Source organism: Pseudomonas sp. NPDC090201 (assembly GCF_044746825.1).
Lineage (GTDB): Bacteria > Pseudomonadota > Gammaproteobacteria > Pseudomonadales > Pseudomonadaceae > Aquipseudomonas > Aquipseudomonas putida_AD.
The window spans coordinates 733,082-752,736 of record NZ_JBIVCX010000002.1; the positions used below are offsets into that span (position 1 = coordinate 733,082).

Genomic DNA, 19,655 nt, shown 5'->3' on the forward strand with positions numbered 1-19,655 from the left:
TCGCGCATCTTTTGCGCACCGAGGAACTGCCGTGGAAGCACTGCACAAGAAAATTCGCGAGGAAGGCATCGTACTTTCCGAGCAGGTACTGAAGGTCGACGCGTTTCTCAACCATCAGATCGATCCGGTCCTGATGCAGCAGATCGGCGACGAATTCGCCACGCTGTTCGCCAATTCGGGCATCACCAAGATCGTCACCATCGAGGCCTCGGGCATCGCGCCTGCGGTGATGACCGGCCTGAAACTGGGCATCCCGGTGATTTTCGCGCGCAAGCACCAGTCCCTGACCCTGACTGAAAACCTGTTCTCGGCGACGGTGTACTCGTTCACCAAGCAGACCGAAAGCACCATCGCCATTTCCACGCGCCATCTGACCAGCAGCGACCGCGTGCTGATCATCGATGACTTCCTCGCCAACGGCAAAGCGTCCCAGGCGCTGATTTCGATCATCAAACAGGCCGGCGCCAGCGTCGCGGGCCTGGGGATCGTGATCGAGAAGTCGTTCCAGGGCGGCCGCGCGGAACTGGATGCCCAGGGCTATCGTGTAGAGTCACTGGCTCGGGTGAAATCCCTGGCCGACGGTAAGGTGACATTCGTGGAGTAATCCATTGTAGGAGCGCGCTTGCCCGCGACCGCAGTGTGTCAGACGACCAATTCATGGACTGACACCCCGCAATCGCGGGCAAGCGCGCTCCTACAGCAGGCAGCAACAGACGGAGAGAAGCATGAACATCGGCGAAAAACTGAGCGTTGAAGCCTTCTTCGACCCGCAGACCTCGACCATCAGCTACCTGGTGACCGACCGTTCGACACTCAAGGCGGCGGTGATCGACAGCGTGCTGGACTACGACCACAAGTCCGGGCGCACGCGCACCGAATCGGCTGACAGGCTGATCGCCCGAATCCGTGAAACCGGCGTGTCGGTGGAATGGATTCTGGAAACCCACGTTCACGCCGACCATCTCTCCGCGGCGGCCTACCTCAAGGAACAACTGGGCGGCACGGTGGCCATCGGCAGCCACATCACCCGCGTGCAGAAAGTCTTTGGCACCCTGTTCAACGCCAAGGGCGAATTCGCCCGGGACGGTAGCCAGTTCGACCGGCTGCTGGAAGACGACGCGCACTTCCAGATCGGCTCGCTGCAAGCCCGCGCCATGCACACGCCAGGGCACACCCCGGCCTGCATGACCTACGTGGTCGATCTGGGCGATGAAGCCATCGCGTTCGTGGGCGATACGCTGTTCATGCCGGACTACGGCACCGCCCGCTGCGATTTTCCCGGCGCCGATGCGCGCACGCTGTATCGCTCCATCGGGCGGATTCTCAGCCTGGCGCCGCAGACCCGACTGTTCATGTGCCACGACTACCTGCCCAACGGCCGCGACCTGATGTACATGACCACCGTCGCCGAACAACGCGCCAGCAACATTCATATTCGCGAAGGCATCGATGAAGACGCCTTCGTGCAGATGCGCGAAAAGCGCGACGCGACGCTGGAAATGCCGGTGCTGATCCTGCCCTCGGTGCAGATCAACATGCGCGGCGGCCACATGCCCGAGCCCGAGGACAACGGCGTTCGCTACCTCAAGATTCCGATCAATGCCTTGTAATTCCGCCGCCACGTAGCAGTCCGGCTTGCCGGCGTCGGCGCCCTCAAGATCGCTGTCGCCGGCAAGCCGGACTGCTACGTTTGAATCAATGAGCCCAACCAGAATAAGCCCCACTGAACATGACTGAACACGAAATGATCGGAGCCGGCCTCGGCACAATCATTGGAGCGGTATTGGCGCTGACAGGCGCCGGCGGCGGGATTCTTGCGGTGCCGTTGCTGGTTTTCGCATTGCACCTGAGCATGGTCGAGGCAGCACCCGTGGGGCTGCTGGCCGTGGGCCTGGCCGCTGCGGTCGGCGCGTTGCTGGGCTTGCGTCAGGGCATTGTGCGTTATCGGGCGGCGCTGTTCATCGCCCTGATCGGCATGTGCCTGACGCCCCTGGGCCTGTGGCTGGCGCACCAGATCCCCAACGCGCCGCTGGCACTGGCCTTCGCCGGGGTGCTGATCTACGCCTGCGCGCGTATCTATCGCAAGGCGGCCCACGAGCTTCACCACGGCAAGCCACCGGAGCGCGCGGCGTTCCTGCCCTGCGTGCTCAACCCGCTGGAAGGCCGCCTGCGCTGGACCCTGCCCTGCGCACGCTCGCTGGCGATCACCGGCGTGGTGTCGGGCGTGCTGTCCGGGCTGCTGGGCGTGGGGGGCGGCTTCGTCATCATCCCGGCCCTGACCCGCTACACCGACCTGGACATGAAAAGCATCGTCGCCACATCGCTGGCGGTGATCGCCCTGGTGTCCACCGGCAGCGTCATCAGCGCCAGCTTCAGCGGCGTGATGCACTGGGCGGTCGGCGTGCCGTTTGCGGCGGGGGCCGTGGTGGGGTTGATCGCCGGACGGCAGATGGCGCGGTTTCTCGCTGGGCCCAGGCTGCAGCAGTTGTTTGCCGTAACCGGATTTGTTGCGGCGGTGCTGTTGATCGTCAAAACCTTGGGCTAACGACCACAACCACCTGTAGGAGCGCGCTTGGACTGGGCCGCATCCGGACGACGGCGTCGTGTCATCCGACAAATTTGTCACAGGCACACCGCCGTCGCGGGCAAGCGCGCTCCTACAGGATTGTGGCCTGCAACCCTGCCAGCAGCAGCCGCTGGTACAGGTCCTCGCGCAGGCCCTGCGGATCATCCAGCTCCATGCGCCGCAGATGCTCAGGAAACGCCTCGGGCTCCGGCGCCTCGAGCGCCGCCTTGCCCAGATCGAGAATCTCGGTGAGCTTGAACTTGCTCTTGAGCCAGTTCAGCGCCCGCAGCAGATCCCGCTCCACCGGGGTGAAGTCAGTGCCCAGCGGGTATTCCACGAACAACGGCGCAAACTGGTCGCGTATTTCCTTCAACCGCTGGGGCGTGTTGCGGGTGAACAGCGGGTCGAGTCGGAACCCCTTGGGCAACTTGCCCGCCTTCTGCGCCTGGTCGATCAGCCCCTGCTGAAAACGTGAGTCGGTGACGTTGAGCAAGGCTTCGATCACTGCCGCATCGGTCTTGCCGCGAAGATCGGCGATGCCATATTCGGTAACGACGATGTCGCGCAAATGCCGGGGAATGGTCGTGTGCCCGTACTCCCAGACGATATTGGAGCTGACCTCGCCGCCGGACTCACGCCAACTGCGCAGAATCAGGATCGAACGCGCGCCTTCCAGCGCATGGGCCTGGGCGACGAAGTTGTACTGCCCGCCCACGCCGCTGACCACCCGCCCATCCTCCAACTGGTCGGACACGGCCGCACCCAGCAGGGTGACGGTGAACGAGCTGTTGATGAACCGGGCATCCTTGCGCTGTGCGCGCTTGAGCGCCTCGTTGCCGTACAGCTCATTGATGTAGCTGATGGCGGTCATGTCGATCTGCGCCAGTTGCTGTGGCGTGAACTCGCTCAGACGCTGATAGAAGCTGCGTGGTCCCAGGAAAAATCCGCCGTGGATCAGAACCCCGTTGTCATGGACCGACTCATCGAGCAGGCCCGCGTCCGCCTGCAGCTGCAAGCTCACGTCGGGATAGACCTTGCGCCGAATGATCCCGGCATCGAGCAACACCAGCAGGCCGTTGACCAGCATCTCGCTGCAGCCGTAAAGCCCCGCGCCAAAGGGCATGACCCCGCCTTCGGCCTCGATCAACGGTCGCCAGGTGGAAATCCCGTCCAGCTCGGCCAGGCAGGCGCGATACATGTCGTTGTTGGCCTGCCGCGCCAGCAAGGCGGCCGTCAACGCATCGCCCATCGAGCCGATGCCGATCTGCAAGGTGCCTCCGTCGCGCACCAGGGTGCTGGCATACAGGCCGATGAAATGATCCTGAAACCCCACCGGCATGTTGGGCGTGGAGAACAGCGTGCTGCGCTCCGGGTGTTCGATCAGCAGGTCGAACGTGTCGACGCCCACCTCGGCATCGCCGGGCATGTAGGGCAAGTCGGTGTGGACGTGGCCAAGCATGAGGATGTTTTCGCCAAGCGCACGACGTTTTTCCAGCATGGGCAGCAGGTCGAGGGTGATGTCGGGGTTGCAGCTCAGGCTCAGGTGATCCGGGCGCTGGGGATCGTGGGCCACCAGTTGCGCCACCAGGTTCAGGCCATTGGCATTGATGTCCCGGGCGGCGTGGCTGTAGTTGCTGCTGACGTAGTCCTGCTGCGCCGCAGGGCTGCCCAGGAGGCTGCCGGGCTGCATGAAGAACTGCTCGACGTGCACGTTCTCGGGCAGGCTGTTCTTGTGCAGGTCGGTGAGAAAGTCCAGCTCGGGGTAGTCGCCGAAGACCCGTTCGAGGAACGGCTCCAGAAACCGCCCCTGCAATCCGTCACCCGCCTTGGGACGCCCCAGGCACAACGCGGTGTAGATCGTCAGTTGCCGCTCGGGCAAGGTCTTGATGCGGGCATAGAGCGCGTTGGCAAAGCGATTGGGCTTGCCCAGCCCCAACGGCATGCCCATGTGGATGTGCGGCGGCAGTTCGGCCAGTACATGGTCGACAGCTTGCTCGATCGAGCAGGAATGGGGCATCCGGCCTCTCCTGAAGGGTCATTCGATGGAGCTTGGACCGGGCGGGGGCGGGTTTTGCTGCATGACCTGAAACACATCCCCGCTGTAGGAGCGCGCTTGGTCTGGGCCGCATCCGGACGATTGCGGTATGCCTGTGCCAGATTTGTCGGCTGACACACCGCCGTCGCGGGCAAGCGCGCTCCTACAGGTAAGGGTGCATCTTATAAACCAGACATCTTCTTGATCGCGCCCTTGAGCTCTTCGTCCGAGCAATCGGCGCAGGTGCCCTTCGGTGGCATGGAATTGATGCCCGTGATCGCCTTGGCCAACAGACCGTCCAGGCCGCCCTGCTCCTTGGCGCGCTTGCCCCAGTCGGCGCTGTCGCCGATCTTCGGTGAGCCCAGCAGGCCCGAGCCGTGGCAGGCGTTGCAATGTTTGCCGATCACATCGTCAGGCGACTTCGCGCCCCCGCCGCCGCCCGCAGTGGCCGCGACGTCCATGCCCGGGCACTCCTTGCCTTGCACGCAAACCTGCCCGACCGGTTCGAGTCGCTTGGCAAGATCGTCTTGAGTGGTGGCCTGGGCGGTCAGCACCCACATGGCCAGACCTGCAACTGCAGCGAGGATCTTATTGGTATGGTTCACGCTTTCACCCTCATGGTGGCTATAACGCTCCTGCGATCACGGTAAGTCGCAGGTGACGAGATTATAGCGGGTCGCCCGTTGGTCGTAACATCCCTGAAGACAGCAGGGTTATTGACACATCGACCCGAGGGCTTCGCCCCCCACCGGCACAAGGATGGGGAGAACGCGTGAATCAGAAGTTCGCCGGGGTGGCAGCGCTGATGAGCCGCGCCGGAGCGTCGAACGGATTGCGAAAGCGATGGGGTCGGGTGCTTTCGAAATAGTAGCTGTCGCCAGCCTCGAGCACATAAGTATCGAGACCGACCACCAGTTCAAGGCGTCCTTCGACCAGAATGCCGGTCTCCTCGCCTTCGTGGACGAGCATTTCGTCGCCCGTGTCGGCGCCTGGCGGATACACCTCGGTGAGGAATGCTATCGCCCGGCCAGGATGGGATTTGCCCACCAGCTTCATGGTCACGGCGCCGTCCGAAATATCGATCAGCTCGCTGGCCTTGTACACCACCTGCGTGGGGTTCTGCGGCTCAAGCTCTTCGGAAAAGAACTCCACCATGGACATTGGAATGCCGCCCAGCACTTTTCGCAGGGAGCTGATCGAGGGGCTGACGCTGTTCTTCTCGATCATGGAAATGGTGCTGTTGGTCACGCCCGCTCTTTTGGCGAGTTCACGTTGCGACAGACCTTTCAGTTTGCGAATGGATTGCAGTCGTTCGCCGACGTCCAATGCGGGGGTCCTCCTTATAGTCAATCACGGTCTACGGGTCGCAATGATCGCAACCGCGTTCAGTATTTACAACACTTGACCAGATTAGCAAAGGGACCCGCACCCGCCAGCGTCGGCGGGTGTTTGTCTGGGGTGGGCGCGCCTAAGGCCTCAAGCCTCGGAATAGAGCCGTGGCACGCGCTTGAGGTTGCAGAAGATCTGATAGGGAATGGTGCTGGCACTGGAAGCGACGTCGCTGGCCAACACGTTCTTGCCCCACAATTCAACGCGGCTGCCCAGGCCTGCGCCTGGAACGTTGGTCAGGTCGACGCAGAGCATGTCCATGGAAACACGCCCCAGCAGTTGGCTGCGATGGCCATCGATCATCACAGGGGTGCCAGTGGGTGCCTGACGTGGATAGCCGTCGGCATAACCCATGGCCACCACGCCGATGCGCATGGGGCGGTCGGTGACGAAGGCGCCGCCGTAGCCAACGGGCTCGCCAGCGGGCAGTTCACGGACGCAGATAACCTTGGATTCGAGGGTCATGACCGGTTGCAGGCGGTCAGCCACCGGCTGTGACTGATCGAAGGGCGTCGCGCCGTACAGCATGATCCCGGGACGTACCCAGTCGCTCGGCACCTCGGGCCAGCCCATGACGCCCGGGGAATTACGCAGGCTGATCTCAGCCGACAGCCCCTCGCGTGCTGTCTGGAAGATCGCCACTTGTTCGTCGGTGCGGGTGCTTTCGAGTTCGTCGGCGCGGGCGAAGTGGCTCATCAACACCACCTTCGCGACCTTGCCGCTGGCCTGCAGGCGCTGGCAGGCGGCCTGGTATTCGGCGGGGTGGATACCGACGCGATGCATGCCAGAATCCATCTTCAGCCAGACCGTCAGCGGCTTGCCGACCGCCGTGCGCTCGATGGCCTCGAGCTGCCAGGTGGAGTGCACCACGCACCAGAAATCGTGCTCGACAATCAGCGAAAGTTCGTCAGCCTCGAAAAAGCCTTCCAGCAGCAGCACCGGCGCACGAATCCCCGCCTGGCGCAGTTCCAGGGCTTCCTCGATGCAGGCCACGGCAAAACCGTCGGCCTGGGATTCCAGCGCCTGGGCCACCCGTACCGCGCCGTGCCCGTAGGCATCAGCCTTGATGACCGCGAGCGCTTTGGCACCCGTGGTTTCGCGGGCCAGTTGGTAGTTGTGGCGCAGGGCTTGAAGATCGATGAGGGCGCGGGCTGGACGCATGGTGGGGCTCGGGTCTGAAGTGTTCGGACTGTAGGAGCGCGCTTGCCCGCGATTGAGGTATGTCTGTTACGAATGGCTCGACTGACACACCGCTGTCGCGGGCAAGCGCGCTCCTACAGGGACGTTTGTGGCATTACGGCAAAGCAGCGACTACCGACATCTCGATCAGCACATCCGGCGCGGCCATCTTCGCTTCGACGGTGGCACGGGCTGGGGCGACGCCTTTGGCCAGCCAGGTGTCCCAGATGCCGTTCATGGTGGCGAAGTGGGAGCCGATGTCATTCAGGTAGATCGTCACCGACAACAGACGGCTCTTGTCGGTGCCAGCCAGATCCAACAGGCGCTCGATGTTGCCGAGCACCTCGCGGGTCTGTTGCTCGATGTTCCCGGTCATGTCGTTCGCCACTTGGCCGGCAAGGTAAACGGTGCCGTTGTGGATGACGACCTGACTCATGCGCTCATTGGTGAGCTGGCGCTGTACTGACATGTTTTGCGATCTCCTTGGAACTGCCATAGCGGGAAATATCGAGGCCTTCGGCGCTGATCTGAGGCTTTTTGCGGGCGATCAGGTCGGCCAGCAAACGACCGGAGCCGCAGGCCATGGTCCAGCCCAGTGTTCCGTGGCCGGTATTGAGGAACAGGTTGCGATACGGTGTGGCACCCACGATAGGCGTGCCGTCCGGCGTGGTCGGGCGCAGGCCGGTCCAGAAACTGGCCTGGGTCAGATCGCCGCCCTGAGGATAGAGATCGTTGACGATCATCTCCAGCGTTTCACGCCGACGGGGATTCAGCGAGAGGTCAAAACCGGCAATCTCGGCCATGCCGCCGACGCGGATGCGGTCGTCGAAACGGGTGATCGCCACCTTGTAGGTTTCGTCCAGGATGGTCGAGGTCGGGGCCATGGCCGGGTTGGTGATCGGCACGGTCAGCGAATAACCCTTGAGCGGATAGACAGGCGCCTTGATGCCCAGCGGCTTGAGCAACTGCGGAGAGTAGCTGCCCAGCGCCAGCACGTAGCGGTCGGCGGTTTCCAGCTTGCCGTTCACACGTACGCCGTTGATCCGGTCGCCCGCGAAATCGATCGACTCGATCGACTGGCCGAAACGGAATTCAACGCCTAACTTCACACACATCTCGGCCAGGCGCGTGGTGAACATCTGGCAGTCGCCGGTCTGGTCGTTCGGCAGACGCAGGGCGCCGCTCAGAATGTTGCTGACGCTGGCCAGCGCCGGTTCGACCCGGGCAATGCCTTCGCGATCCAGCACTTCGTAAGGCACACCGGCCTGTTCCAGCACGGCGATGTCCTTGGCGGCGTTGTCCACCTGCTCCTGGGTGCGGAACAGCTGGGTAGTGCCCAGGCTGCGGCCTTCGTAGGCAATACCGGTTTCGGCGCGCAGTTCGTCCAGGCAATCGCGGCTGTACTCGGACAGGCGCACCATGCGCTCCTTGTTCACGGCATAGCGGTTTTGCGTGCAGTTGCGCAGCATTTGCGCCATCCACAGATACTGATCGATGTCGGCTGTGGCCTTGATCGCCAGCGGAGCATGACGCTGCAACAGCCATTTGATGGCCTTGAGCGGCACGCCCGGCGCGGCCCACGGCGAGGCATAGCCAGGCGAAACCTGACCTGCGTTGGCGAAACTGGTTTCCATGGCAGCGGCAGGCTGACGGTCGACGACAGTCACCTCGAAGCCAGCACGGGCCAGGTAATAAGCACTGGTGACACCGATTACGCCACTTCCAAGGACCAGAACGCGCATGTTGATTTCCTCATCGCGGATATCCGCTGACGTTTTCAAGTTTTAAACAAGGATGTGCGCAGTATATGCAGCGATGAGCAGTGCATTTAACTGTATAAAATCCTATATTCAGCTTTAATTCTCGACAACGAAGGCTTTGACCAGAGGGGGTTGTTCGATGCGCACCCAACACCAGTCCAAACGTGAGCTGGACAAGATCGATCGCAACATCCTGCGCATCCTGCAGGGCGACGGCAGAATCTCCTTCACGGAGCTGGGCGAGCGCGTGGGGCTGTCTACCACGCCCTGTACGGAGCGGGTCAGAAGGCTTGAGCGCGAAGGGATCATCATGGGCTACAGCGCCCGCCTCAACCCGCAGAATCTCAAGGCCAGCCTGCTGGTGTTCGTCGAGATCAGCCTGGATTACAAGTCCGGCGACACCTTCGAGGAATTCCGCCGCGCCGTGCTCAAACTGCCCCATGTGCTGGAGTGCCACCTGGTGTCCGGGGACTTCGATTACCTGGTCAAGGCGCGCATTTCGGAGATGGCGTCCTATCGCAAGCTGCTGGGGGACATCCTGCTCAAACTGCCCCATGTGCGGGAGTCCAAGAGCTATATCGTGATGGAAGAGGTGAAGGAGAGCCTGAACCTGCCGATTCCGGAGTGACACACAAATCCCTGTAGGAGCGCGCTTGCCCGCGACGACGTCGTGTCAGACGACATCGATGTCACAGATCCACCGCAGTCGCGGGCAAGCGCGCTCCTACAGGCGTTGCGTCAGACCAACACCTGCCGCGTCGAGGCGATGAACTCGTGTACCTGCATCTCGACTCTGGGATGAATCAGGACTTCAGGGCGGCGACCATTGGGGCATGGCAGGGACGCGGTGGTGCCAAACAGCCGACAGATCAGCGGGCGTTCGTCATAGACCGTGCAGCCGTCGGGCCCGAGATGCACGCAGTTCAGTTCGTTGAGCGCCGCTTCCTGCTCGGCGGCTGTCTTGCGCGGCAGGCGGGCCATTTCTTCGGAAGAGGTGGTGACGGGGCCGCAGCAGTCATGGCAGCCGGGCACGCATTCGAAAGACGGGATCTGCCGCCGCAAATCGCGGATTTTCTGGCTGTTGCAGCTCATCGCGTCAGATTTCCCTGTGAAAGGCCCTATTGTGCCTCACACCTGGCGCGGGCAAAACCTGCGGGCGATCCCTGCCCTCCCTGCGCCATCCCAGGCTTCGCGAGTGACGGCCGGCTCAGTCCTTCCAAAATGGTTTGATCCCCTCGTTACGCGCCTGCTCATAGCTCAAGCCGATATCGCGCAACTGGTCAGCGGTCAGTCGGAGCAGCGCACGACGGGTCGCCCGACGATGCTGAAACAGCCCCCACAGGCTCAAACCTTCGGGCGCGTTCACGCGGACCGATACGCCCTGTTCTTCAACCAGTTCCTGTGCATACAGCGTCAACCTGACATCGCTCATCCCGCTCATTTCCAGACACCTCATCATGGGTTTGCAGTGAATCCATGATGCGTCTGTATGGAAAACCATTACAGATCCAAAGAATTCCAATTTTTTGCATACAGATCCAGCACAGCCCCGGCTGAATGCTGTATTTTTGCCCTATCTGTATCGGTCGAATACCGGAACATCCTGCGGGAGTACGCCATGACCCTCTACGTCAATCTTGCCGAACTGCTCGGCACGCGCATCGAAAACGGTTTCTATCGCCCCGGCGACCGGCTGCCGTCGGTCCGTGCCTTGAGCCTGGAACACGGCGTGAGCCTGAGCACCGTGCAGCAGGCGTATAGATTGCTGGAAGACAATGGACTGGCGTCCCCCCGGCCCAAGTCAGGGTATTTCGTCCCAGTAGGACGCAAGACACCCGCCTTGCCCGCCGTAGGACGCCCCGCACAAAGGCCTGTGGATATTTCGCAATGGGACCAGGTGCTGGAACTGGCCCGTGCCACGCCCAGCCCGGATATCGTGCAACTGGCGCGCGGCATGCCGGACATCACCAGCCCCACGTTGCGACCCTTGATCCAGGCGCTGGGCAAGATCAATCGCCGCCTGGACATGCCCGGCCTGTATTACGACAACGTCCACGGCACCCAGGTGTTGCGCGATCAGGTCGCGCGGTTGCTGCTGGACTCGGGCACCAGCATCGCGCCGGATGACCTGGTGATTACCACCGGGGCGCAGGAGGCACTGGCCGTCAGCATTCGCTCGATCTGTGAGCCCGGCGATATCGTCGCCGTGGACTCGCCCAGCTTCCACGGCGCCATGCAGGCCCTCAAAGGCCTGGGCATGAAGGCGCTGGAAATCCCCACGGACCCCATCACCGGCATCAGCCTGGATGCACTGGAGCTAGCGCTCGAACAATGGCCGATCAAAGCCATACAGCTGACGCCCAACTGCAACAACCCGCTGGGCTACATCATGCCCGAGGACCGCAAGCGGGCCCTGCTGACCCTGGCGCAACGCTTTGACGTGGCGATCATCGAGGATGACGTCTACGGCGACCTCGCCTACAACTACCCTCGCCCGCGCACCATCAAATCCTTCGACGAAGATGGCCGCGTGCTGCTCTGCAGCTCGTTTTCCAAGACCTTGGCGCCGGGCCTGCGGGTGGGCTGGGTAGCTCCGGGGCGCTATCTGGACCGCGTGCTGCACATGAAGTACATCAGCACCGGCTCCACAGCGACCCAGCCGCAACTGGCGATTGCCGAATTCCTTCAGGCCGGCTTCTACGAGCCGCACATGCGCCGGATGCGCGGCCAGTACCAGCGCAGCCGGGACCTGATGACCGACTGGGTGACCCGCTATTTTCCGGAGGGCACGCGGGTCAGCCGCCCGCAGGGCGGCTTCATGCTCTGGATCGAGCTACCGGAGGATTTCGACTCCCTGCGTCTGAATCGCGCACTGGAAGGCCAGGGCGTACAGATTGCGGTCGGAAACATCTTTTCGGCGTCGGGCAAATACAGAAACTGCCTGCGCATGAACTTCGCCGCCAAACCCACACCCCAGATCGAAGAGGCCGTGCGCAGGGTAGGCGTCACGGCCGCACGGCTGATGGCGCAAACTGAGCCGGCATGACTTAACCTTTTGCCGAAAATGCGGTCATATCGCCATGGTGGACCATTCGGATGACTGCGTTGACACACAAATGGGCACTGCCCCTCTTTCTGGCTTTTGCCCTGGGCCTGGGTGGCTGCACTCATTCGCCCGTGCAACAGGATGGTCCAAGCCAGGCGCTGCTGGCGTCGGAATCCGCCTTTGGCCGCTCGATCCTGGCCCAGGCCGCACCCCATGAAGGCCGCTCGGGCTTTCGCCTGCTGCCCAACAGCACCGAAGCCTTCATGGCGCGAGCCGAGCTGATCCGCAACGCCAAGACCAGCCTGGACCTTCAGTACTACATCGTCCACGACGGCCTGAGCACCCGGGCGCTGGTGGACGAACTGCTCAAGGCCGCTGATCGCGGCGTGCGCGTGCGCATCCTGCTGGATGACACCACCAGCGACGGCCTGGATGAAGTCATTGCCACCCTCGCCGCCCACCCCAACATCCAGATTCGCCTGTTCAATCCCCTGAACCTGGGCCGCAGCACTGGCGCCACCCGCTCGCTGGGCCGGCTGTTCAACCTGTCGCTGCAACACCGGCGCATGCACAACAAGCTCTGGCTGGCCGACAGCGCCGTGGCCATCGTCGGCGGGCGCAACCTGGGCGACGAATACTTCGACGCCGAGCCCAACCTGAATTTCACCGACATCGACATGCTCAGCGTCGGCCCGGTCGCCGAGCAGTTGAGCCACAGCTTCGACCAGTACTGGAACAGCACCCTGAGCAAGCCGGTCGATGATTTTCTGTATTGGCCGCCTGACATGAAGGATCTGGCCGAAGCGCGCAAGCGCCTGGCCGCATCGCTGGATCAGTCTCACGTCGAGAAGAAGGCCCTGTATGAGCGGCTGATGGCCTACAAGACCCATCCGCGCATGAAGACCTGGCTCAATGAACTGATCTGGGCCCATAACCAGGCGCTGTGGGATGCGCCGACCAAGGTGCTGTCTCGCGGTGAGCCCGATTCGCACCTGCTGCTGACCACCCAGCTGAGCCCGGACCTGCTGAACGTGCATCAGGAACTGATGATGATTTCGGCGTATTTCGTGCCCGGCCAGCAGGGCCTGACCTACCTGACCGGCCTTGCCGACAGCGGCGTATCCGTGAGCCTGCTGACCAACTCGCTGGAGGCCACCGACGTGCCTGCGGTGCATGGCGGCTACGCGCCCTATCGCAAGGCGCTGCTGGCCCATGGCGTGAAGCTGTTCGAACTGCGCCGCCAGCCTGGAGACCCGAGCAATCGCGGCAGCGGACCGAGGTTTTTGCGCACCAAGACCTTCAAGGGCGGCTCCGAATCGAGCCTGCACAGCAAGGCGATGATCTTCGACCAGCGCAAGACCTTCGTCGGCTCGTTCAACTTCGACCCGCGCTCGGTACTGTGGAACACCGAAGTCGGCGTGCTGGTGGACAGCCCCGAGCTGACCGGCTACCTGCGTGACCTGGCCCTGCAAGGTATGGCGCCGGCCATCAGCTACCAGGCCAAGCTGGAAAACGACCGCGTGGTGTGGGTCACCGAAGACAACGGCAAGATGCACACGATCTACAAGGAGCCCGGGGACTGGTGGCGCAGGCTCAATGCCTGGTTTGCCAGTGCCGTCGGTCTTGAGCGGATGCTTTAAGCCGCGACGGGTTGCGGACCGAACGCCTCTCGGCGCCGGGACAACACCACCAGGCCCATGGCGCCCGCAGCCATCAACAACGGCAGCGCCTGCCCGCTGATCCACTGGCTCCCGGCCCCGGCCGCCAATGGCCCGAGCAGACAGCCGACGCCCCACAACTGCGCCACGTGGGCGTTGGCTCGCACCAACGCGTCGTCGCGATAACGCTCGCCGATCAGAATCAGCGACAGGGTGAACAGCCCGCCCGCGCTGGCGCCGAACAGCACCCACAGCGGCCAGATCGCAATCGTGTCGATGAACAGCGGAATCGCCAGGCTCGACAGCATCAGGGCCAGCGCGCACCCGGAGAACAGGCCCCGGCGCGAAATCCGGTCGGCCAGCGCACCAATCGGCAGTTGCAGCAAAGCGTCGCCGACCACCACGGTGCTGACCATCGCCAAAGCAATTTCAGGGGTAAAGCCCTGCTCCAGGCAATACACCGGCAACAAGGTCAGAATCATCGCCTCAAAACCGGCGAACAAGGCAATGGCCCACGCGATGGCAGGCAATTCCCGACAGAAGCCGCCCAGATCGCGCAGGCTGACATGACTTTCCTCGGCACTCGGTGCGCCGGTTCGCCCCAGCAATACGAATGGCGAGACAGCAAGCAGGGCTGTGCCGATCCAGAAGCCGTAGTCGTGCCCGGTGCCGATCACGCCCAGCAGCACCGGCCCGCCCAACTGGCTCAGGGCATAGCAACTGCCGTACAGCGCCACCAGCTTGCCACGCAGGTTTTCGGTGACCAACTGGTTGATCCAGCTTTCGCCGAGGATGAACACCATGGTCAGGATCACGCCGAGCATCAGGCGCAAGCCCAGCCAGATCCAGTAATGCGGGAGCAGCGCCAAGAGCCCCACGGAAATCGAACCGCCCCACAGGCACAGGCGCATCAGATTCGCCGTGCCCAGCATCGCCGCCAGGCGACTGGCCAGGCCCGCGCCCAGCAGCACGCCGATGGCCGGCATCGCTGCCATGACGCCGATTGCGAAGCTGCCATAGCCCCAGGCCTCAAGGCGAAGCGACACCAACGGCATGCTCACGCCCAGCGCCAGGCCGACGCTCAGCACGGACGACAGCACCGCAAAATAGGTACCCCAACGCATTGCTGCCCTCCCGCCGAGACAAAACAGCCGGGCTCTTTTGAGGGGAACCCGGCTGCTCATGATATCGATGTTGCCTGAACCGACGCCTTCGCGAGCAAGCTCGCTCCCACAGGCGTAAGCGATCCCTGTGGGAGCGAGCTTGCTCGCGAATGAAGCCGCCGCGCAGTTCAGGCGTCTGCGCGAACCCTTCTTACAACTTGATCCAGGTCGCCTTAAGCTCGGTGTACTTGTCGAACGCATGCAGCGACTTGTCGCGGCCGTTGCCCGACTGCTTGAAGCCACCGAACGGCGCCGTCATGTCGCCACCGTCATACTGGTTGACCCACACGCTACCGGCGCGCAGCGCACGAGCCGTCAGGTGCGCCTTGGACAGGTCTGCCGTCCACACCGCCGCTGCCAAGCCGTAAGGCGTGTCGTTGGCGATCTGCACCGCTTCTTCTGCGGTATCGAAGGTCAGCACCGACAGCACCGGCCCGAAGATTTCTTCCTGGGCGATCTTCATGGCGTTGGTCACGCCGTCGAAAATCGTTGGCTCCACGTAGGTGCCGCCGGTTTCCTGAAGAATGCGCTTGCCGCCAGCGACCAGCTTGGCGCCATCGGTGTGGCCGGCTTCGATGTACGACAGCACGGTGTTCATCTGCTGGGTATCGACCAGCGCGCCCACGTTGGTCGCAGGGTCCAGCGGGTTGCCCGGCTTCCAGGCCTTGAGCGCCTCGATCACCATCGGCAGGAATTTGTCCTTGATCGAACGTTCCACCAGCAGGCGCGAGCCCGCAGTGCAAACTTCGCCCTGGTTGAAAGCGATGGCACTGGCCGCCGATTCAGCCGCTGCCTGCAGATCAGGCGCATCAGCGAAAACGATGTTCGGGCTCTTGCCGCCCGCTTCCAGCCAGACGCGCTTCATGTTGGATTCGCCGGAGTACACCAGCAATTGCTTGGCGATCTTCGTCGATCCGGTAAACACCGCAGTGTCGACGTCCATGTGCAGCGCCAGCGCCTTGCCGACGGTGTGACCGTAGCCCGGCAGCACGTTCAGCACGCCAGCAGGAATGCCGGCTTCGATAGCCAGTTGCGCAACACGGATGGCGGTCAGCGGGGATTTTTCCGACGGCTTGAGCACCACCGAGTTACCGCTCGACAGCGCAGGGCCCAGTTTCCAGCAGGCCATCAGCAGCGGGAAGTTCCACGGCACGATGGCCGCAACCACGCCGATAGGCTCGCGGGTCACCAGACCCAGTTGGTCGTGGGGGGTGGCTGCAACTTCGTCATACAGTTTGTCGATGGCCTCGCCACTCCAGCTCAACGCTTGCGCGGAGCCCGGGATGTCGATGCCATAGGAGTCGCTGATCGGCTTGCCCATGTCGAGGGTTTCGAGCAGGGCCAGCTCTTCGATGTTTTCCTTGATGAGCGCCGCGAAGCGAATCATCGCCGCCTTGCGCTTGACCGGTGCCAGACGCGACCAGGCGCCGGAATTGAACGTCTTGCGGGCGCTTTCCACGGCACGCTGGGCGTCGGCCGCATCGCAGCTGGCAACCTTGGCCAGGAACCGGCCATCGACCGGGCTGATGCAGTCGAAGGTGGTGCCGGATGCGGCGTCGGTGTACTCGCCATGGATGAAGGCACGGCCTTCGATCTTCAGATTCTGGGCGCGTTTTTCCCAGTCAGCTTGAGTCAGGGTGGTCATGAAACGTCCTCCTCTTGTGAATTGTGCGCGCCCTCGCGCTCATGAACCGTGCTGCAGGAGATCACCTGACGCGCTGCCGGATCGGCCAAAGGCATCCGTCACCCTAAACCAGCCTTGAGGGAATTTCCAATATATTGGACAAAAATAGGCTAAAAGGCGTTTTATCGTGCATTTTATTCAACAGCCGGTCTGTCAGTCCGTCAGAGGGATCTGGCACTATCGCAACACAGCCTCACTCAATCACCATCCTCCATCGCCCATTCAGGAGCCAGGGACATGAGCATCGAAAGCATCGTCGATTTCAGCGAAGCCAGCACCAGCGCAGAACGCTACACGCCAGCGGCAGAAAAGATCCTCAAGGGCGACCCGGCGCAAACCCTCTACAACCACTACAACAGCCCCTGCGGGCAAATGAACGCGGGCGTGTGGGAGGGCGAAACGGGCCAGTGGAAGGTCAACTACACCGAGCATGAATATTGCGAGATCGTGCAGGGGGTTTCGGTGCTGCGCGATGAGCAAGGCAACGCCAAGACCCTGCGTGCGGGGGATCGCTTCGTGATCCCGGCGGGGTTCAAGGGGACCTGGGAAGTGCTGGAGGCGTGCCGCAAGATCTACGTGGTGTTCGAACAGAAGGCCTGACCTGTAGGAGCGCGCTTGCCCGCGATCGCGGTGTGTCTGTGAAATTTCTTTGACTGACACACTACTATCGTGGGCAAGCGCGCTCCTACACGAATCGATCGCCCACAAAAAAGCCCGCATCGCTGCGGGCTTTTTCGTAAGAGGCGAAAATCAATTACTTGATTTTGGCTTCTTTGTAGATCACGTGCTTGCGAGCAACCGGATCGAATTTTTTAATTTCGATTTTGTCCGGAGTGGTGCGCTTGTTCTTGTCGGTGGTGTAGAAGTGGCCGGTATTAGCGGTCGACACCAGACGGATCAATTCACGCATGATTCTCTCCCTTAAACCTTGGCGCCAGCAGCGCGGATTTCGGCCAGAACAACCGTGATGCCACGCTTGTCGATGATACGCATGCCTTTAGCAGATACGCGCAGACGTACGAAGCGTTTCTCTTCCTCAACCCAGAAGCGATGATGCTGCAGGTTTGGCAGGAAACGACGACGGGTTTTGTTGTTTGCGTGGGAAATGTTATTCCCGGTTACCGGACCCTTACCGGTAACTTGACAGACTCTCGACATGCCTCAGCCCTCTAAAACCACATGCCCAACCCGGCATGGGTTGGCCGCTTAATCTCTCAGTCATTTGGCGCCAGGCGCCGCGTTTCTTCAGGGGTCTTACCGGCCACACCTGCGGTGAAGGCAGCGGGCCCCTAGAAAAGAGCGCTGCTTTATACCAGAAACCCTTCGGAGCAACAACACAAACGACGAATTACCTGCAAGAAACTCAGGGCTTTGAGTCTGGCAGGGCCAGCGCCAAGGGGCGCGACGGGAAATATACCACTCGTCGCGCCACAGCGATTGTTCTGGGCCGACGCATGGTCTAGGGTTGATCTCTCTCCAGACTGCGCCGGCAGATGGGCCATTTCAGAAAGGAAACTCGCCATGCGCCTAGCTGTGTTACCCCTGTTGCTTGCGTCCCTGTCCGCCCCCCTGATGGCGCAGGCCGCGACCAGCCTGAGCGTTTGCACCGAAGCCAGCCCCGAAGGCTTTGACGTGGTGCAATACAACTCGCTGACCACCACCAACGCCTCGGCCGACGTGCTGATGAACCGCCTGGTCGATTACGACGCCCAGACCGGCAAGCTTGTGCCCAGCCTCGCGGAAAGCTGGAGCGTCTGGCCCGACGGGCTGACCTACGACTTCAAATTGCGCTCCGGGGTGAAATTCCATCACACCGACTATTTCACCCCAACCCGCGACTTCAACGCCGATGACGTGGTGTTCAGCTTCCAGCGCATGCTGGACCCTGCCAACCCGTGGAACAAGGTCGCGGTGCAGGGCTTCCCGCACGCCCAGTCCATGCAGTGGCCATCGCTGATCAAGAAGGTCGAGGCGCCGGATGCCAATACCGTGCGCATCACCCTGGACCACCCGGACGCGACCTTCCTCGCCACCCTGAGCATGGGCTTCGCCTCTGTCTATTCGGCCGAATACACCGCGCAACTGATGAAAGCCGGCACGCCGGAGAAGCTCAACAGCCAGCCAATCGGCACCGGGCCGTTCATCTTCAAGCGTTTCCAGAAGGATTCGGTGGTGCGCTATGAAGCCAACCCGGATTACTTCGCCGGCAAACCGGCGGTCGATGCGCTGATCTACGCGATCACCCCCGATGCCAACGTCAGGCTGCAACGCATCCGCCAGAACGAATGCCAGATCGCCCTCTCGCCCAAGCCGCTGGACGTCAGTGAAGCAGGCAAGGATCCGAACCTGAAAGTCGAAAAGACTGACGCATTCATGACCGCTTTCATCGCGATCAACAGCCAGCATCCGCCGCTGGACAAGCCCGAGGTGCGCCAGGCGATCAACCTGGCGTTCGACAAAGACACCTACCTCAAGGCGGTGTTCGAAGGCTCGGCCCGTGCCGCCAATGGCCCGTACCCGCCGAACACCTGGGGTTACGCCAGCGACCTGCCCGGCTACAAGCATGACGTGGCGAAAGCCAAGGACCTCTTGGCCAAGGCCGGGTTGAAGGACGGTTTCAAGACCACGATCTGGACCCGCCCTTCCGGCAGCCTGCTGAACCCCAACCCCAATGCGGGCGCGCAACTGCTGCAGAACGACCTCGCGGCGGTGGGCATCAAGGCGGAAATCAAGGTCATCGAGTGGGGCGAGCTGATTCGTCGCGCCAAGACTGGCGAGCATGACCTGCTGTTCATGGGCTGGGCCGGCGACAACGGCGACCCGGATAACTTCCTGACGCCGCAGTTCTCCTGCGCGGCGGTGAAGTCCGGCACCAACTTCGCGCGTTACTGCGATGAAGGCCTGGACAAGCTGATCAGCGAAGGCAAGGCCGTGCCGGACCAGGACAAGCGCAGCAAGCTGTATCACCAGGCCCAGGAGCAGATCCAGAAACAGGCCCTGTGGCTGCCGCTGGCACACCCGACCGCCTTCGCCCTGACCCGCAAGAATGTGCTGGGTTATGACGTCAGCCCGTTCGGGCGGCAGGATTTCGCCAAGGTGATGGTGAAGTAGGACGAAGGATCCCTGCTTCCCTGTGGGAGCGCGCTTGCCCGCGATGGCGGTGTGTCAGTCGACG

Annotated in this window: 20 protein-coding genes; 8 read left to right on the plus strand and 12 right to left on the minus strand. The window is 62.2% G+C overall.

Features of this window, described 5'->3' with window-relative positions; genetic code table 11:
* The first annotated feature begins 31 nt into the window (after positions 1-31).
* The 3 genes from ACIPOO_RS09490 (at position 32) to ACIPOO_RS09500 (ending at position 2,545) form a co-directional block, all read left to right on the plus strand.
* Complete coding sequence (locus ACIPOO_RS09490; protein WP_400606117.1) at positions 32-604, plus strand: xanthine phosphoribosyltransferase; 573 nt, start codon at positions 32-34, stop codon at positions 602-604.
* Between the two features lie 121 nt (positions 605-725).
* Positions 726-1,610: an MBL fold metallo-hydrolase gene (locus ACIPOO_RS09495; protein WP_400606120.1), complete on the plus strand. Its 885-nt coding sequence runs from the start codon at positions 726-728 to the stop codon at positions 1,608-1,610.
* A 119-nt stretch (positions 1,611-1,729) separates the two neighbouring features.
* Complete coding sequence (locus ACIPOO_RS09500; protein ID WP_400606123.1) at positions 1,730-2,545, plus strand: sulfite exporter TauE/SafE family protein; 816 nt, start codon at positions 1,730-1,732, stop codon at positions 2,543-2,545.
* Between the two features lie 112 nt (positions 2,546-2,657).
* On the opposite strand, the gene ACIPOO_RS09505 is transcribed toward ACIPOO_RS09500, so the two are convergent.
* The 6 genes from ACIPOO_RS09505 to dadA form a co-directional block, all read right to left on the minus strand.
* Positions 2,658-4,583 (minus strand): acetyl-CoA hydrolase/transferase C-terminal domain-containing protein, encoded by a 1,926-nt coding sequence (locus ACIPOO_RS09505; protein ID WP_400606126.1) that lies wholly within the window; start codon positions 4,581-4,583, stop codon positions 2,658-2,660.
* 200 nt (positions 4,584-4,783) lie between these two features.
* On the minus strand, positions 4,784-5,161 hold the full coding sequence (locus tag ACIPOO_RS09510) for a c-type cytochrome (protein ID WP_400606371.1): 378 nt from the start codon (positions 5,159-5,161) through the stop codon (positions 4,784-4,786).
* Positions 5,162-5,378: 217 nt separating this feature from the next.
* A complete protein-coding gene (locus ACIPOO_RS09515) occupies positions 5,379-5,927 on the minus strand; it encodes a cupin domain-containing protein (RefSeq protein WP_274133093.1) in 549 nt (182 codons plus the stop codon).
* A 150-nt stretch (positions 5,928-6,077) separates the two neighbouring features.
* Positions 6,078-7,151: an alanine racemase gene (alr, locus tag ACIPOO_RS09520; RefSeq protein ID WP_400606130.1), complete on the minus strand. Its 1,074-nt coding sequence runs from the start codon at positions 7,149-7,151 to the stop codon at positions 6,078-6,080.
* A gap of 133 nt (positions 7,152-7,284) precedes the next feature.
* Entirely contained in the window at positions 7,285-7,638 is a 354-nt protein-coding gene (locus ACIPOO_RS09525) for a RidA family protein (protein ID WP_400606133.1), read from the minus strand.
* The gene (dadA, locus tag ACIPOO_RS09530; protein ID WP_400606135.1) at positions 7,610-8,911 is read right to left on the minus strand and encodes a D-amino acid dehydrogenase; all 1,302 of its coding nucleotides are present in this window, start codon (positions 8,909-8,911) and stop codon (positions 7,610-7,612) included. Before dadA ends, ACIPOO_RS09525 begins: the two co-directional genes overlap by 29 nt.
* Before the next feature lie 157 nt (positions 8,912-9,068).
* Here dadA and dadR point away from each other — a divergent pair, with 157 nt between their 5' ends.
* Positions 9,069-9,557: a transcriptional regulator DadR gene (gene dadR, locus ACIPOO_RS09535; protein ID WP_274133097.1), complete on the plus strand. Its 489-nt coding sequence runs from the start codon at positions 9,069-9,071 to the stop codon at positions 9,555-9,557.
* Positions 9,558-9,667: 110 nt separating this feature from the next.
* Here the strand turns inward: dadR and ACIPOO_RS09540 are convergent, their stop codons facing one another.
* On the minus strand, positions 9,668-10,021 hold the full coding sequence (locus tag ACIPOO_RS09540) for a YkgJ family cysteine cluster protein (RefSeq protein WP_400606138.1): 354 nt from the start codon (positions 10,019-10,021) through the stop codon (positions 9,668-9,670).
* Between the two features lie 115 nt (positions 10,022-10,136).
* Positions 10,137-10,370, minus strand: coding sequence for a DUF1127 domain-containing protein (locus ACIPOO_RS09545; protein ID WP_274133099.1), 234 nt, complete (start codon positions 10,368-10,370; stop codon positions 10,137-10,139).
* A gap of 177 nt (positions 10,371-10,547) precedes the next feature.
* Between ACIPOO_RS09545 and ACIPOO_RS09550 the strand changes: the two genes are divergently transcribed.
* Together ACIPOO_RS09550 and ACIPOO_RS09555 are read left to right on the plus strand one after the other, a co-directional pair.
* Positions 10,548-11,975: a PLP-dependent aminotransferase family protein gene (locus ACIPOO_RS09550; RefSeq protein ID WP_274133100.1), complete on the plus strand. Its 1,428-nt coding sequence runs from the start codon at positions 10,548-10,550 to the stop codon at positions 11,973-11,975.
* A 59-nt stretch (positions 11,976-12,034) separates the two neighbouring features.
* The gene (locus tag ACIPOO_RS09555) at positions 12,035-13,615 is read left to right on the plus strand and encodes a phospholipase D family protein (RefSeq protein WP_400606374.1); all 1,581 of its coding nucleotides are present in this window, start codon (positions 12,035-12,037) and stop codon (positions 13,613-13,615) included.
* Here the strand turns inward: ACIPOO_RS09555 and ACIPOO_RS09560 are convergent.
* The gene (locus ACIPOO_RS09560) at positions 13,612-14,757 is read right to left on the minus strand and encodes an MFS transporter (protein WP_274133101.1); all 1,146 of its coding nucleotides are present in this window, start codon (positions 14,755-14,757) and stop codon (positions 13,612-13,614) included. The two genes, ACIPOO_RS09555 and ACIPOO_RS09560, sit on opposite strands and share 4 nt — an antisense overlap.
* Before the next feature lie 190 nt (positions 14,758-14,947).
* Positions 14,948-16,441: an aldehyde dehydrogenase gene (locus ACIPOO_RS09565; protein ID WP_274133102.1), complete on the minus strand. Its 1,494-nt coding sequence runs from the start codon at positions 16,439-16,441 to the stop codon at positions 14,948-14,950.
* Positions 16,442-16,717: 276 nt separating this feature from the next.
* Between ACIPOO_RS09565 and ACIPOO_RS09570 the strand changes: the two genes are divergently transcribed.
* Positions 16,718-17,080, plus strand: coding sequence for a cupin domain-containing protein (locus tag ACIPOO_RS09570; protein ID WP_400606142.1), 363 nt, complete (start codon positions 16,718-16,720; stop codon positions 17,078-17,080).
* Between the two features lie 154 nt (positions 17,081-17,234).
* On the opposite strand, the gene rpmG is transcribed toward ACIPOO_RS09570, so the two are convergent.
* Both rpmG and rpmB read right to left on the minus strand, forming a co-directional pair.
* The gene (gene rpmG, locus ACIPOO_RS09575; RefSeq protein WP_062379766.1) at positions 17,235-17,390 is read right to left on the minus strand and encodes a 50S ribosomal protein L33; all 156 of its coding nucleotides are present in this window, start codon (positions 17,388-17,390) and stop codon (positions 17,235-17,237) included.
* 11 nt (positions 17,391-17,401) lie between these two features.
* Positions 17,402-17,638 (minus strand): 50S ribosomal protein L28, encoded by a 237-nt coding sequence (gene rpmB, locus ACIPOO_RS09580; RefSeq protein WP_274133105.1) that lies wholly within the window; start codon positions 17,636-17,638, stop codon positions 17,402-17,404.
* A 363-nt stretch (positions 17,639-18,001) separates the two neighbouring features.
* On the opposite strand from rpmB, the gene ACIPOO_RS09585 reads away from it, so the two are divergent.
* Entirely contained in the window at positions 18,002-19,591 is a 1,590-nt protein-coding gene (locus ACIPOO_RS09585) for an ABC transporter substrate-binding protein (protein WP_400606146.1), read from the plus strand.
* Positions 19,592-19,655 lie beyond the last annotated feature (64 nt).